9 protein-coding genes and 2 pseudogenes are annotated in these 15,565 nt (G+C 68.1%); 10 read left to right on the forward strand and 1 reads right to left on the reverse strand.

All coding sequences use genetic code 11. The features are described from left to right. Positions 1 to 6 precede the first annotated feature (6 nt). The 5 genes from FJ887_RS03250 (at position 7) to FJ887_RS03270 (ending at position 7,835) form a co-directional block, all read left to right on the forward strand. A complete protein-coding gene (locus FJ887_RS03250; protein ID WP_137824326.1) occupies positions 7 to 1,824 on the forward strand; it encodes a glycosyltransferase in 1,818 nt (605 codons plus the stop codon). A 154-nt stretch (positions 1,825 to 1,978) separates the two neighbouring features. After that, complete coding sequence (locus FJ887_RS03255) at positions 1,979 to 2,809, forward strand: CDP-alcohol phosphatidyltransferase family protein (protein ID WP_249356440.1); 831 nt, start codon at positions 1,979 to 1,981, stop codon at positions 2,807 to 2,809. Next, complete coding sequence (locus FJ887_RS03260) at positions 2,806 to 3,729, forward strand: glycosyltransferase family 2 protein (RefSeq protein ID WP_137824324.1); 924 nt, start codon at positions 2,806 to 2,808, stop codon at positions 3,727 to 3,729. Before FJ887_RS03255 ends, FJ887_RS03260 begins: the two co-directional genes overlap by 4 nt. Positions 3,730 to 3,789: 60 nt before the next feature. After that, on the forward strand, positions 3,790 to 6,642 hold the full coding sequence (locus FJ887_RS03265) for a bifunctional glycosyltransferase/CDP-glycerol:glycerophosphate glycerophosphotransferase (protein WP_137824323.1): 2,853 nt from the start codon (positions 3,790 to 3,792) through the stop codon (positions 6,640 to 6,642). Then, positions 6,642 to 7,835 (forward strand): glycosyltransferase, encoded by a 1,194-nt coding sequence (locus tag FJ887_RS03270; RefSeq protein ID WP_137824322.1) that lies wholly within the window; start codon positions 6,642 to 6,644, stop codon positions 7,833 to 7,835. The genes FJ887_RS03265 and FJ887_RS03270 overlap by 1 nt, the downstream gene beginning before the upstream one ends. A gap of 52 nt (positions 7,836 to 7,887) precedes the next feature. Here FJ887_RS03270 and FJ887_RS03275 read toward each other — a convergent pair whose 3' ends face one another. Beyond that, the gene (locus FJ887_RS03275) at positions 7,888 to 9,225 is read right to left on the reverse strand and encodes a CDP-glycerol glycerophosphotransferase family protein (protein WP_171006951.1); all 1,338 of its coding nucleotides are present in this window, start codon (positions 9,223 to 9,225) and stop codon (positions 7,888 to 7,890) included. A 193-nt stretch (positions 9,226 to 9,418) separates the two neighbouring features. Between FJ887_RS03275 and FJ887_RS03280 the strand changes: the two genes are divergently transcribed. From FJ887_RS03280 to FJ887_RS03300, 5 genes and pseudogenes are all read left to right on the forward strand, one after another. Continuing rightward, a complete protein-coding gene (locus FJ887_RS03280; protein WP_137824321.1) occupies positions 9,419 to 10,471 on the forward strand; it encodes a TetR/AcrR family transcriptional regulator in 1,053 nt (350 codons plus the stop codon). Further along, positions 10,471 to 12,021, forward strand: coding sequence for an ABC transporter substrate-binding protein (locus FJ887_RS03285; RefSeq protein ID WP_137824320.1), 1,551 nt, complete (start codon positions 10,471 to 10,473; stop codon positions 12,019 to 12,021). Before FJ887_RS03280 ends, FJ887_RS03285 begins: the two co-directional genes overlap by 1 nt. A gap of 1 nt (position 12,022) precedes the next feature. After that, a pseudogene (locus FJ887_RS03290) lies at positions 12,023 to 12,977 on the forward strand (ABC transporter permease). Continuing rightward, positions 12,974 to 13,882, forward strand: a pseudogene (locus tag FJ887_RS03295) (ABC transporter permease). The pseudogenes FJ887_RS03290 and FJ887_RS03295 overlap by 4 nt, the downstream one beginning before the upstream one ends. After that, a complete protein-coding gene (locus FJ887_RS03300; RefSeq protein ID WP_137824318.1) occupies positions 13,882 to 15,561 on the forward strand; it encodes an ABC transporter ATP-binding protein in 1,680 nt (559 codons plus the stop codon). The pseudogene FJ887_RS03295 and the gene FJ887_RS03300 overlap by 1 nt, the downstream one beginning before the upstream one ends. Positions 15,562 to 15,565 lie beyond the last annotated feature (4 nt).

The raw sequence follows: 15,565 nt of genomic DNA on the forward strand, positions 1-15,565 counted from the left end.
CCACCTATGCCACTCAACCGCCTGCTCCGGCGTATCCGCCGCGCCACCGCCTCGAGCTCGGCCCCTCCGACCCGCATCTTCGACCTCACCTGGTCGATCCCGCAGGAGTACGGGGGTCTCACCAAGGTCATGCTGCGACGGTCGCGGAACTTCGTCACCCTCCTCGGGATCGACGTCGATGTGCTCACCCTCGACTACCGACTCGACGTCGCCGAGGCTCGGCAGCGACTGCGCGAGGCGGGCGAACTCATCGACGGCATGCGTCTGCGCAATGCGTGGGACGAGGTCGCCGGTTACGACCGGCGCGCCCTGCGCCGGTTCGGCGGTCGCCCCGCCGCCGGGATTCCCCCGCAGCACGCACCTGGGTCGACGAACACCACCGACCGCTACATCGAATACTTCGCCGCGGACGGCACGATCGATCGGGTCGATCATCTGCGCCGCGACGGCACGACCTTCCTCATCGACGACCGCACCGGGAGCACAAGACGGCTCGTGCTCCTCGACCACGACGGTCGCTGCGTGTCCGAGTTCGCCCGCGCCAGGGACTTCTACTTCGCATGGCTCGACGCCGCGACCGGCGGCGAAGAGTCGATCCTCATCAACGAATCGAAATTCATCGCGACGTTCCTCCATCGCTACAAGCGCGACCATCTGCGCATCGGCCAGGTCCTCCACAATTCCCACCTCAACCCGGGAACCGCGTCCGTCAACGGCCCCTTCACCCGGTCCCGGATCGAGATCCTCAGGCACTGGTTCGAGTACGACTTCCTCGTCTTCCTCACCGAGAAGCAGCGGGCTGACTTCGCCGCCGCCTTCGGCAGCGCGCCGACGCTCGTCGTCATCCCCAATTCGACGGCCGTCGACGAGGTGGGACACCCGTCCCCGGAGAACGATTCCCGGCCGCCGGGACGCGGCGTCGTGCTCGCCCGACTGACGAGTCAGAAGCGCATCGACGAGGCCCTGGCCGCCGTCGCCCGGGTCGGACCCGAGATGACCCTCGACATCATCGGCGACGGGGAGAAGCGAGCCGAGCTCGAAGCGATCGTCGCCGGCAGCGATGTCCTCAGCTCCCGCGTCACCTTCGCCGGCCACGTCGACGGGGCCGCCGAGAGGCTGCGCGACCACTCCTTCATCCTCCTCACGAGTTCGTTCGAGGGGATGGGCGTCGTGCTCATCGAAGCCATGGCCAGAGGCTGCATCCCGCTGGCCTACGACATCAGGTACGGTCCCTCCGACATCATCGACTCCGGGGTGAACGGGTACCTCGTCGCCGACAGCACGGCCATGGCCGACGCGATCACCGGCCTCCTCGACGCCGACGCCGCCGCGATCGCCGACCTGCGGCGCGCCGCCGTGGCGAAGGCCGCGACCTTCAGCGACGACAGCGTGACCGCGCGCTGGGCGGAGCTGTTCTCGCGGCTGCGGACGACGGCGAAAAACCGGCCGAAGACGATCGTCCCCGCACTCACCGCGGCACCCGAGACGGCCGTCGACGGCGGGGTCCGGATCACCGTCGAGGGCCGTGCCCCCGGCGAGGACTTCGCGGTCGTCCTGGGCACGCGCGACGGGAGCTGCGCGTTCGCCTCGGCGGTCGATGCGCAGGGCAATGCCGTCTTCAGCGGAGAGGAACTGTTGATCGTGCCGGCGGGCGCGACGCTCGACGCGTGGTGGCAGTGGACGGGCCAGGACGGGATCCACCACCCGCGGATCGCCGTCGACGCGGATGCGGCCGGGGACGAGGCCGCGGACTCGCCCGGCGCGGAGAGGCGGATCACCCCGTATCGCACGGTCAAGGGCAACCTCAGCTTCACGGTGGGCTGAGCGGTCGCCGCCCACCGCAGGGCGGGGTCAGCCAGGACGCCCTGCGCGAAACACGCGGTCGTGTCGGCGGTCACGGAAGTGGCCAGGGGGTTGGACAGTCGGTAAACTTGGCGTGAATTGTCGGGGTCAGATGCAGTCAGAAGGCAGGTCGGGAGTGAGCGCGGAGAAGCAATCACGGTACCCGACCCTGGCCGAACTCCGCGCCAAGGCCCAGCCGATCGAAGTCCGCACCCGGAAGAACGCCGAGCACTGGACGGCTCAACTCTACCTGCGGCATTTCTCCATCTACTTCACGATGCTCCTCGTGCGCACCCGCATCAGCGCCAACGGCGTGACCGGGATGATGATCGTCGCCGGGTGGTGCATCGCCGCAGCGCTGCTCATTCCCGGGATCTGGGGCGCCGTCCTCGCCGTCGTCTTCTCGCAGGTCCAGATGTACATCGACTGCTGCGATGGCGAGGTCGCGCGGTGGCGCGGCACGAGCGGCGCGAAAGGCGTCTTCCTCGACAAGGTCGGCCACTACACGACCGAGGGACTCGTGGCCTTCGCGCTCGGGGCGCGCGCAGTCGGCGAATGGTCGAACCTCGCCACCGATCCCGGCGGCACGTACCCGTACCTGCTCGCCGGCTCCATGCTCGCCTCCCTCGTCCTGCTCAACAAGGCGCTCAACGACATGGTGCACGTGTCCCGCGCCTTCAACGGGCTCGACAAGCTCGCCGATTCGCAGTCCGCGACCGCACTCAACCCCGGCTTCACCGCGAAGCTCAAGCGCGCCGCCCGCTTCGTCCCGTTCCACCGCATCTACCACTCGGTCGAACTCTCGCTGCTCGCCCTGCTCTCGAGCATCGTCACGGCCGTCGCCGTGCCGCTCGGCGCCGCCCCGCTCGTCGGTGAGCGCTGGCTCGTGCTCATCCTCGTGCCGCTCTGCCTGCTCTCCGTCATCGGCCACTTCATGTCGATCATGGCGTCGAAGAGGCTGTCATGACGAACACCTCACGGGTCCTCACCCAGCGCTTCGAAGCGAACCGGAAGTACACCTTCGGCGTCGTCGTGCTCACGCAGGGCAAGCGACTGGAGGAGCTCAACCGCGGCTTCGACTCGCTGCTCGCGCAGAAGGGCGTCGACCTCGACATCGTGTGCGTCGGCAACGGCTGGGAGCCGCAAGGCATCCCGCCGGCCGTCAAGCGTCTCGCCCTGCCGGAGAACCTCGGCATCCCCGCCGGACGCAACGCCGGGGTGCCGCACGTCAAGGGGGAGTTCCTCTTCTTCCTCGACGACGACGCCTGGCTGCCCGATGACACCACGCTCATGCGCATGGCCCAGCTGATGCGCACGAAGCCGAAGATCGGGCTCGTCCAGCCCCGCGTCGAGGAGCCGGGCGGACCGGCCTCCCCGAAGCGCTGGATTCCGCGCCTGAAGAAGGGCGAGGCCGACCATTCCTCGAACGTCTTCTCCGTGTGGGAGGGCGCCGTGTGCATGCAGCGCAAGGCCTTCGACGAATGCGGCGGCTGGCCGGCCCCGTTCTGGTATGCCCATGAGGGCATCGAACTCGCGTGGCGGGTCTGGGACGCCGGCTACTCCGTGTGGTACATGGGCGACCTCGCCGTCGCCCACCCCGTCATCGATCCGAGCCGCCACGACGAGTACTTCTACATGAACGCCCGCAACCGCGTGTGGCTGGCCCGGCGGAACCTGCCGTGGCCCTTCAATTGGATGTACGTTGGATCGTGGACGCTCATGCAGTGCCTGAAATGGGCGAACAAGCCCGACCAGCTGCGCCCGTGGTTCGAGGGGTGGCGCGACGGGTGGAAGCTCGACCCGTGGAGCGACGACGAACAGCACCGGAAGCTGTCAGGGCGCGGTGTCCTGCGCATGGCGCGCCACGGCCGACCCCCGGTCGTCTGAGCCGCCCCACGGAGCCGCGGGCCCGCCCGACCGATAGAGAAGACGACGACGGAGAACACTTTGACTCACCCAGCGGTGCGCGCCGCCGACACGACCGCAACGACCCCACCGGAGACCGTCTGGGGGATCGACGGACGACCGCTGGTCACCGTGGTCATCATCATGTTCAACGACATCGCGAACGTCGGCACTGCGATCCGCTCCGCCCTCGACCAGACGCTCAAGGGCACCGAGGTCATCGTCGTCGACGACTGCTCCACCGACGGGTCCTTCGAGCACGTCTCCGAGCTGGCCCGGGACGAACCGCGGCTGCGGGTGTTCCAGACGCCGAAGAACAGCGGCGGGCCGGGAGCGCCGCGCAACATCGGAATGGACAACGCGAGCGCCCCGTACCTGACGTTCCTCGACAGCGACGACATCCTCGAACGCCATGCGACGTACAACCTGCTCACGGCCGCGGAGCGCAGCGAAGCCGACATCGTCATGGCCAAGACGCGGCGCCGGGACATCGCGAAGAAGAAGTTCCGCGGCTGGCACCACCGGCTCTACCGGGAAGAGCAGCACTTCGACACGATCGAGGAGAACCCCGAGCTCTGCATCGACACGATCGCCGTCGCGAAGCTCTACCGCATGGAGATGCTGCGGGCCAACGGCATCCGCTTCCGGGAGGAACTCCACTACGAGGACCTCATCTTCACCGCCGAGGTGTTCGCGAAGGCCGAGGGCATCCGCGTCATCCCCGAATTCGTCTATCAGTGGAACCTCTATCCCATCAAGGTCCGCAAATCGATCACCAACCAGCGCGACGACATCAGGAACCTCCAGCATCGCAAGGTCGCGCTCGCCGAAGTCCTCCGGGTCGCCGACCCGGCCAGCGTGCCGGCGCTCCACGCCCGCCTGCAGCTGAAGATCCTCCGCCACGACGCCCGGCTCTACCTCAACGACATCGCCCACGGGCAGGTGCCCAACCTCGCGCCCGAACTCCTCGCCGAACTCAAGCCGCTCATCGAATCGATCCCCACCGAGATCTACGACGATGTGCCCCGCGACGACCGGCTGCTCATCGCCTCGGCCCTCGCCGAGGATGTCGACCTCGTCTCTCGGATGGCCCACATCGCCTCGGGCACGTGGGACCTCTACGGCGACTGGGAGCCCGGTGGGCACCGCAGCCTGTGGGAGCCGGAGACCTTCGCCTCCTACTCGGCCGACTCCCGTGAGCACATGCTCGCGACCTTCGACGCCGCCGAGGTCGTCGCGATCCCGTGGTACGCGTTCAAGTTCTACAACGCCGTCGACGCCGTGGCCATCGACGGGAAGAACCGGGTGACGATCTCCGGCCGCATCCCCGACTCGTTCGCCAAGCTCGACCGGCCCGATCTCACTGCGCGGATGCTCATCAGGGAGCGCTGGGGCTTCCAGCGGGAATGGGTGGCACCAGTGCGCTGGGAGCGCACCGCCGACGGTGAGGTGGAGTGGACCACCGAGTTCGAGTTCCCCGCCGCCATCGACCGTGCCGTGCGGCCGAAGATCTCCATCCGCATGGAGCTGACGAACGGCACCGCCTCGACGCTCCTCCCGCTGCGGGTGAGGAAGGGATTCGTCGGCAGCAAGCAGAAGACCCAGCCTCACGGGGTCGCCGAGTCGCTCGCGAACATCCGCTATCAGCCCTACGCCACGGAGATCGGCACCCTGGCCTTCCGCCTCGCCCGCATCGGCAAGCAGCGCCGGCGACTGCGCCGGGCGATCAGACCCATGCTCTCGACCGGTCAGACCGCGCTGCGGGACAGATACGTGCCCCTGCCCTCCCATGCGCTCGTCGCCGAAGGCGCGCGGATCGCCGCGGAGGCACCGGCGCAGCTCGACGACCGCCTCGTCGTCGTCGAATCCCACATGGGCACCACCGAGTCCGACTCGCCCCACGTGCTCGCCGCGGAGCTGCGTCGCACCCGCCCCGACCTCAGGGTCGTCGTCGTGGCGGCGGCCAACCAGCGCTGGGCGGCGGGCCGCGAGGACATCGTCATCCGCAACACCGTCGACTACTACCGCACGCTCGCCCGGGCGAAGTACATCATCGACAACCAGAGCCTGCCCGTCGGCTACGTCAAGCGCCCGGGTCAGATCTACATCCAGACGTGGCACGGCATCCCCATCAAGAAGATGGGCTTCGACGAGCCGAACCTCGAGTTCGGATCGCGCGAGGACATCGCCGACCTCGAACGGCGAGTCGGCTACTGGGACTTCCTCAGCATCCCCAGCGCCTACTTCCGCGACACCTTCGTGCCGGCGTTCCGGTACGAGCGTGCGCAGCTGCCGGTGGGATCGCCGCGCAACGACGTTCTCGTCGGCGATGCCGCGGGGATCGCCGCGGCCAAGGCGCGCCTCGACCTCGACCCGGCGAAGACGAGCGTGCTCTACGCCCCGACGTTCCGCACCCGCGGGCAGGCCTCGCTCGAACTCGACCTCGCCGAGCTCGTCGACGACCTCGGTGAGGACTATCAGATCCTGCTGCGGCCCCACTACCTCAACCGCATCGCCGTGCCGCCCCACCTGCGCGGTCGGGTCATCGACGTCAGCGGCATCGCCGACACCGCAAAGGTGCTCCAGGCCGCGGACATCCTCGTCTCCGACTACTCGAGCATCATCTTCGACTACCTCAGTCTCGACCGCCCGATCATCCTCTACGCGTACGACCTCGACGACTATGCGAACTCCGCGCGCGGCACCTACTTCGACCTGCGCGACCATCATCCGGGTCCGCTGGTCACCGACCAGGAGGAACTCGTCGCGGCGATCAGGGCCGCAGGAGACGACGCGGCGGAGCCGCTGCGGCGCCGCTTCCGGGAGGACTTCGCCGGCACCGAACCCGGTGATGCAGCCGCGCAGACGATCGCAACGATTTGGGGAGCTCAGTGATGGCGCAGTCGCAGTTCGATCGGATCGTCCTCATGGCCAACGACGTCGACCGCCTCGGCGGTGTCGGACGCTTCATCAGCACGATGGCCGACGGGTTCCACGCCCGGGGATACGCCACCGAGCTCGTCGGGGTCTCGCCGCCGCCGGAAGGTCACGGTCAGGTCGTCGAGCGCTCCGCCGGCATCACGGTGCGCACGCTCATGCCCGAGCCTCCGCCGCCGGACTGGACCATCCGCTCCGACGCGGACAAGAAGGACCGGGAGCGCATGCGGCGGTATCGGAAGCGCTTCGACCTGCGCAAGATCGCGGTCGACAAGCTGCGGGCACTGCTCGCCGAGTGGGGTCCGCGCACGCTCATCATCTGCACGCAGGTCTACGGCATGGAGCACATGCTCGAAGCCGGATACGACGCCGCCGATCCCCGCCTGCCGCGGGTCGTCGGTCAGTACCACGGGTCATACGACGGGGCCACGCGCACCGGTCGGGACGCCGGCCGCGTGCTGCAGGCCTACGCCGACGTCGACCGCACCGTGTTCCTCACGGCAGAGGACGCCGAGCGCTTCCGCCTCGCAGGACTGAACAACACCGGGTGGATCCCCAACCCCGTCACCCTCGCCGGGTCGGAGATCGAGGCAACGGCGGAGACCGGATCCACGCGCCGCAACACCATCGTCGCGCTCGGGCGCTACGACGAGGTCAAGTCGCTGCACTACCTGCTGGCGGCCTGGGCCGAGATCGCTCCCGCCCTTCCCGACTGGAGTGTCGAGCTCTACGGTGAGGGCGAACTGCGCGAGAGTCTGCAGGCCCTCATCGATGACCGCGCGATTCCCCGTGCCGCGCTCATGGGCAAGACCGACGCTGTCGCCGAGGTGCTCGCGGCCGCGAAGATCCACGTCATCTCCTCACAGCACGAGGGACTGCCGATCTCGATCGTCGAGGCGGGACTCTCCGGCGTGCCCACGGTGTCCTTCGACTGCTCCCCGGGGGTCGAGATGCTCATCGACTCCGGGCGCACCGGATACATCGTCGCCCAGAACAACGTCTCCGCCCTCGCCGAGCGCCTGCAGGCGCTGGCCGCCGACCCCGCGGCGCTGGCGCAGATGTCGGACGAGGTCCGCGCCGATATGGCGCAGTACGCCCCCGAGCGCATCCTCGATCGGTGGGAGGACCTCTTCCGCGAGATGGCCCGCTGAAACCGACGGTTCGGTCGCTGGGGCCGACGGTTCGGCCGCTGAGACCGGCTGCTCAGTCGAGGTCGGTCTTCGCGAGCATCTCCCGCTGCCGTGAGGCGATGAGCCCGGAGATCGTGGCGACGAACTCCCGGGTCGAGTCGCCGACGGCACGGCGACCGAAGTAGAACTCGCGCAGCTCCGCGCGCTGGGCCGCCGTGGTGTCAGCGTCGAGCTCGGTGGCGATCGTGTCGGCGATCTCGGCGATCGTCGACTGCGACACGACGGGGGTGGCTCGGGTGATCGGCGAATCCTCGTTGATCGCTGCGAGATCGTCCCGGCGATCGGTGATGATGATCGGCTTCTCCGGCCGCAGGTAGAGGAAGTCGAGCCCGACACTCGAGACGTCGGTGACCATGAGGTCGACATCGGCGAACATCGGCAGGATGTCACCCTGCATCGAGACGAGGTGCCCAGCGCCTGCCCCGGTGCTGCCTGCCCCGGTGCCGTCGGCTGCGGCACCGGCGGTCTCGGCACTGTCCGCCTCGGCGATGAGCTCCCGAATCCGCGCATCGGCCGCGACGACAGCGGGGTCGTCGGACTGCTCGACCCTGGGGTGCGGCTTGTAGACGAGGCGGGTGTTCGGGGTGCTGAGGATCGCTGCGACGATGGCCTCACCGAAGAGATCGAGCGAGGTGTAGTTGTTCGCGTCGTTCTCGCCCTCCCACGTCGGCGCATACATCACTGTGCGCTTCGTCGTCGACGGCAGCGTCGATGTCTGTTCGATGTCGAGCTGCGGCCTGCCGACCTCGACGAGTTTGCCGAGATCGAACTCGATGAGCGCCTTCCGGTGTCGTTCGATCGCGGCGGGTCCGGCGACGAAGACGCGGTCGTAGGCCTTGACCTGGTTCGACACCATCGAGAGCTTGTCGCTCTCACCGTGGTTGAGGTGCACGTGGACCATCGGGGCGTAGCCGAGCGACTGGAAGTTGCGCACGCCGTTGTTGACGTAGAGGGCGACCTTCGGATCGAGGGCGTAGTAGAAGTCCTGGAGCGGATCGAACTGGCGCTTGAGCACGAGAGGCAGCTCGGTGACCGCGCGCAGCTCCTGCAGCGCGCCGGGGGACCGGAGGACGATCGCGACCGGATGCGTCCGATCGAGCTCTTCGAAGATGGGGATCCACTGGAGGATCTGGTAGATCTTCGCGGGCCCGTCGCCGAAGTACGCGATGACCGGGGTCTCCAGACCCGCACCGTCGTACTTCGCTTCGAGGCGTTCGATCGCCTTCGCACCCCGCAGCCAGCGACTGGTCGCCTGCCACGGCCGCGAGTTGAGAGCCGACAGTCCCGCCTTGCGCACCCACCGGCTGATGGGAGGCTTCTTCGCGGTCAGTGACTTCAGGGATGAACGCATGTCGTGCCTGCTCCGTGCTCGTCCGACGATTCCGATTGCCCCGGAGAGTCTAGTGGACGACGGCCGCAGAGCCGGCTCGAGCGCGAGTCCGGCCCGGTTCTCTCGGGAAAATCACATTGCGCCCCGGTCACGAAAACTGCACGAAACCAGAGTAACTCTTGCCATAATCGCAACATGTGTGCACACTGGGATGGTGTTCGAGGGCAGAGAAGCAGATCACGGCGGTCGCGCCGGCCTCGGCACCCGTGTGCGCAATGCCATTCGGGACGCGGGAATCAACCACAGCGAAGTCGCCCGCAGCATCGGTCTCGAACCGAGCAAGCTCTCGAAGTCCCTCGCCGGGACTCGGAAGTTCCGCGTCGAGGAGATCACGCGCATCGCCCAGCTCACCGACGTCACCACGGATTGGCTCACGCTCGGACGTGAGGAGGGAGCACCTCGGCGCCAGACCGCCCCGCTGTCTCCCACCCATTCGCTCACCGAGGCGGCCGGTCAGGGCGCGTCCGCACTGTCTGCCACCGGCGGCGACCACCCCCGTCCGGAGGCGTCGACGACGTGGATGTCGAAGGGCACCCGCAATCGCCGCCGCATCGTCGCCGCCGCCTGGGAGCTCTACGCCGACCGCGGCATCGACGCGGTGCGCGTCCACGACATCGCCGCCGCCGCGGGTCTGTCGACCTCGGCGATCAACTACCACTTCCGGACGAAGACCGCGCTGCTCGAGGCGGCCCTGCACTATTCGCTTGAGATCATCGCGACCGCTCGCGACCTCGTCGAACCCGAGGACCCCGCCGAGGTGCTCCTCCGGTTCTCCCGCGTCCATGCGGGAGTCGACCCCACCGTGCGCCGCGTGTGGTCGATCTGGATCCAGAGCTGGGCCCGCGCCGTCGTCGACGAGCGCTCCCGCCTCAACCTCGCCGCCGTCTACGAGAAATGGATGGACCTCATCCGCGGCGTCGTCGCCGCCGGTCAGCGCGTCGGCCAGGTCCGCGACGGCGACACCGACCTCATGGTCAAGAGCCTCAGCGTCTTCATCGACGGACTCGGCGTCGCCCGCAGCACCGCCCAGATGAGTCTGACCGACGACGACGCCCTGGCGATGATCGACGCCTTCCTCCGCGCCCACATCCTCGTCCCCGGCGCAGAGCCCGCGCAGATGCGGGCATCGACACGACCTCCGGACCCGGCCGCGCAGCCGGGGCCTGCGGAACATCTTCAGGACGAACCACTCCAGGAAGAAGGCTGATGAACACTCCGAACCGAAGACAAGCGCTGGGAGCGGGACTCTCGCTCACCGCGCTCGCCGGACTGAGCGCCTGCGGCGGCGGCGCGGCGGCCGGTGACATCTCCGCCGGCGAGCCCGTCCGCGGCGGCACCCTGCGCGTCGGGGTCACCGGCGGCAACTCCGCCGACACCGTCGATGCGCACATCCCCGTGAATTCCGGCGACGTCGCCCGCACCGTCAACCTCTACAACTCCCTGCTCACGCGCACCGACGACTACAAGATCCAGCCGGAGCTCGCCGAGTCGTTCGAACCCAACGGCGACGCGACCGTGTGGACGGCAACGCTGCGGCCGGGGATCAAATTCTCCGACGGGCGTGACATCACCCCCGACGACGTCGTCTTCACCTTCGAACGCATCAATGACCCCGATGATCCGAAGACCGCGGCGGCGAGCTTCACGATGCTCGACGAGGTCGTCGCCACCGGTGATCGCACCGTCGAGTTCCGGCTCAGCGAACCCAACGGCCTCCTCGATGACTCCGTCTCCGAGTACACGACGGGCATCGTCCCCCGCGACTACGACCCGGCCGCACCGGTCGGTTCGGGACCGTACAAGCTCGGATCGCACACCGCGGCGGTGTCGACCGTGCTCGAACGCAACGAGTACTACTGGCGCACGGACGGCAACTGGCTCGACGCCGTCCACCTTCTCAACTTCAATGACTCCGACGCTCTCATCAATGCCCTCCTCTCGAGCCAGGTCGACGCGATCGCGCAGATCCCGCTCGCCCTCGTCGAGGTCATCGGCGCCGACGAGCGGATGGCGATCCTCAACTCCGAGACCGGCATGTGGCTGCCGTTCACGATGCGCGTGGATCGTCCGCCCTTCGACGACGTCAGGGTGCGGCAGGCCTTCCGCCTCGTCGTCGACCGGGAGCAGATGATCGAGCAGGTCCTCTCCGGCTACGGCACGATCGGCAACGACATGTTCGGTCCCCTCAGTGAGAACTACCCCGACTTCCCGCAGCGCACGCGCGATGTCGAGCAGGCCAGGCAGCTCCTCGCCGAGGCGGGGCACCCCGACGGTCTCGACGTCGAGCTCGTCACCGCCCCCATCCAGTCCGGTGTCGTCGAAGCCGCGCAGGTCTTCGCCCAGCAGGCCGCCGACGCCGGCATCCGGGTGAGCATCCGCCGGGTCGATGCGACGACGTTCTTCGGGGAGAACTATCTGCAGTGGGATTTCGCGCAGGACTTCTGGTACACGCGTGACTTCCTCCCGCAGTGCGTGTCCTGTGTGATGCCGGAATCGCCGTTCAACGAAACCCACTGGGACGATCCGAACTTCACCTCGATCGTCGAGGAGGCGCGCTCTCTGCCGGATCCGGCGGCGCGACGCAACCTCGAACACGAGGCGCAGAAGATCCTCTACGACAACGGCGGCTACATCATCTGGGGCTTCGCCAACCAGGTCGACGCCTACCAGAAGTACGTCGGCGGCCTCGAACCGAATGCGACCGGCAGGCCCCTGGGCGGCTGGCGCTTCGACCGCGTGTGGATCGGGAAGGTGTGACATGTTCGCCAAAGTCATCATTCGCAGGCTGATCTTCTCCGCCTTCATCCTCCTCGCCGTCTCCCTCATCGTCTTCGGCGCCACCCTCCTCCTGCCCGGCGATGCGGCTCGCGCGATCCTCGGCCAGCAGGCCACCCCGGAGCGCATCGCGGCACTCAACGAACAGCTCGGGCTCAACCTGCCGGCCTGGCAGCGCTACCTCGAGTGGCTCGGTGGTCTCTTCGTCGGCGACTTCGGAACCTCGACGGCGACCGGCGGACCGGTCTCGGAGCTGCTGGGACCGCGGATCGGCAACTCCTTCGTCCTCATGGCGCTCGCCGCGATCATCTCCGTGCCGCTGGGCATCGGCCTCGGCGTCTACTCGGCGCTGCACCGCGGCACCCGCCGCGACCAGGCGCTGACCGGCATCAGCCTCGTGCTCGCCGCGATGCCCGAGTTCGTCATCGGCATCGCCCTCATCGCGATCTTCGCCACCTCGGTGTTCCAGATCCTGCCCGCCGTCACGCTCGCCCCGCCGGGCCAGCCAGTGTGGCTGATCCCCGCGCAGCTCGTCCTGCCCACGGCCACCCTCGTCCTCGTCGTCACCCCCCTATATCGTGCGGATGATGCGGGCGACGATGATCGAAGTCCTCGACTCCGGATTCGTTGAGATGGCCCGCCTCAAGGGCGTTCCCGAACGCCGAGTGATCTTCCGTCACGCGGTGCCCCATGCGCTCGGTCCCGTCGCCCAGGTCGTCGCGATCCAACTCGCGTGGCTGGCCGGCGGCGTGGTCGTCGTCGAGTTCCTCTTCCGGTACCCCGGCATCGGCCAGGCGCTCATCGACGCCGTCACCTACCGCGACGTCCAGGTCGTCCAGGCGATCTCGATGCTCGTCGCCGCCGTCTACGTCGTGGTCAACCTCGCCGCGGACATCGTCGGCATCCTCACCAACCCGAAACTGAGGAGCGCAGCATGAGCAGCAACCTCGACGACATGAAGTCCGACGCCATCGAAGCCGCGGAGGTGCCGAAGGAGTCGCAGACGACCTATGTGCCCTTCTTCCGCCGCGTCATCGCGCAGAAGCAGGGGCGCATCGGCCTCGTGCTCACGGCATTCATCGTTCTCCTCGCCTTCTGCGGACCCCTTCTCCTGCCGTGGGCGACGGGGTCGACGGCGACCGAGTTCGTCGCGAAGCCGTTCTCCCCGTACGGGCTCTTCGGCACCGACAACCTCGGCCGCAGCGTGCTCTCCCGCTTCCTCGCCGGAGGGCTCACGCTCATCATCTAATCGGTGCTCGCCACGGCGCTCGGCATGGTCCTCGGCGCGATCGTCGGCATGCTCGCCGCCTATGTGGGCGGACGCTTCGACGCGATCCTCATGCGACTCAACGATGTCCTGCTGGCGATCCCGCAGCTCGTGTTCGCGCTGCTGGCGATCACCGTGCTCGGACCGCAGGGCTGGGTGCTCATCACCGTCATCGGCATCACGCATGCCCCGCGCATCGCCCGGGTGGCCCGGTCGGCCACTCTCAACGTCATCAACGAGGACTACATCCTCGCCGCGGAGATGTACGCGATGCCCCGGTCGAAGCTCCTCGTCCGTGAGCTCCTGCCCAACATCACCGGGCCGCTCAGCGTCGAGGCGGGGCTGCGCCTGACGTACTCGATCGGCGCGATCGCCTCGCTGTCATTCCTCGGACTCGGCCTGCAGCCGCCGGCCGCCGACTGGGGCCTGATGATCAACGAGAACCGCATCGCGCTGAGCATCCAGCCGTGGGGCGTGCTGCTGCCGGTCATCGCGATCGCGCTGCTGACCATCGGCACCAACCTGCTCGCGGACTCGTTCGCCCGAGCCACCGCTTCGACGACAGTGGAGGAATGATGACCACGACCAATGACACCGCTGCCGGGGTCGACTCCGCACCGAACGAGAGCATCGTCCTGCGCGTGAGCGACCTGCGCATCGACACCATGGCCGGTGACGAGATCCTCCACGGCGTCGACTTCGCCCTCAGCCGCGGAGAGATCCTCGGCCTGGTCGGGGAGTCCGGTTCGGGCAAGACGACCGCGGGGCTCGCCTGCATGGGCCACTTCCGGTCGGGGCTGAAGTACGGTTCGGGCTCGGTGAGCCTGTGGCCGCGCGGGGAGGACACCGCCGTCGAGGTCCTCGACCTCGGCGAGGAGGCCGTACGCGCCCTGCGGGGATCGCGGATCGCCTACATCCCCCAGGATCCCGCCCTCTCCCTCAACCCGGCAATGCGGGTGGGTGACCAGATCCGCGAGGTCCTCGAGATCCACGGCTTCGGGTCCTCCTCGGCGGAGCGGGAGGCGCGGATCACCGAGGTGCTCACCGACGTCGGTCTGCCCGGCGACCGGGCGTACCAGAGTCGGTGGCCGCACCAGCTCTCGGGCGGTCAGCAGCAGCGCATCGGCATCGCCATGGCGTTCGCGATGTACCCCGACGTCCTCATCCTCGACGAGCCGACGACCGGCCTCGACGTCTCCACGCAGGCCGTCGTCCTCGACACGATCCGGCAGATGACGGTGGCCAACAATGTCGCCGGTCTCTACATCACCCACGACCTCGCCGTCATCAAGGACATCTCCGACCGGGTGGCCGTCATGCTCCGCGGCGACCTCGTCGAAGAGGGACCGGTCGAAGAAGTGCTCTCACGCCCGGTGCATGACTACACGAAGATGCTGCTCGCCGCGGTTCCCGACCTCGCCGGTGACAAGCAGATCGGCGACGAGCCGAGTGCGGCAGCCCCGGTCACGGCCGTCGACCGGGAGGGGGAGGCCGCCTCGGCGAGCACCCCGCTCCTCGACGTCGCCGACGTCGAGCTCGCCTACGGGAAGGCGCAGATCCTCGACGGCATCAACCTCACCCTCGAACCCGGCGAGTGCACGATGCTGCTGGGGGAGTCGGGGTCGGGCAAGACGACCCTGTCGCGGTGCGTGGCCGGACTCAACGACGACTACTCGGGTGAGGTGCGTCTGCGCGGAGTCGAACTCGCGAAATCGACGCGGAAGCGGACGAACGAGCAGCGGATCGGGATCCAGTACGTCTTCCAGTCCCCGTTCTCCTCCCTCAACCCGAGGCGCTCGATCGGGCAGTCGCTCACGGTGCCCTTGGAGATGAGCGGAGATGGGACGGCGGCGAGCCGGAAGGCCGCAGTTGAGGACGCGCTCGATGCGGTGCGCCTGGGCCGCAGCTTCTACCACCGGCGGCCCGGAGACCTCTCCGGTGGTGAGCGGCAGCGGGCGGCGATCGCCCGGGCGCTCGTCAATGCGCCCGATGTGCTCGTCTGCGACGAGATCACCTCGGCCCTCGACGTCAGCGTGCAGGCCTCGATCATCGGGCTGCTGCGCACCCTGCGCGCCGAGCGGCAGCTGGCGATGCTCTTCGTCACGCACAACATCGCGCTCTCGCGGCACATCGCCGACAACCTCGCGGTGCTCAACAAGGGCAAGATCGTCGACTACGGGCCTGCGGACTCCGTGCTCGAGAACCCGCAGCACGCGTACACCCGCTCCCTCATCGACGACGTGCCGACGTTCTGAGTGA

It is taken from the genome of Brevibacterium sp. XM4083 (assembly GCF_006489205.2).
In the GTDB taxonomy this organism is placed as follows: domain Bacteria; phylum Actinomycetota; class Actinomycetes; order Actinomycetales; family Brevibacteriaceae; genus Brevibacterium.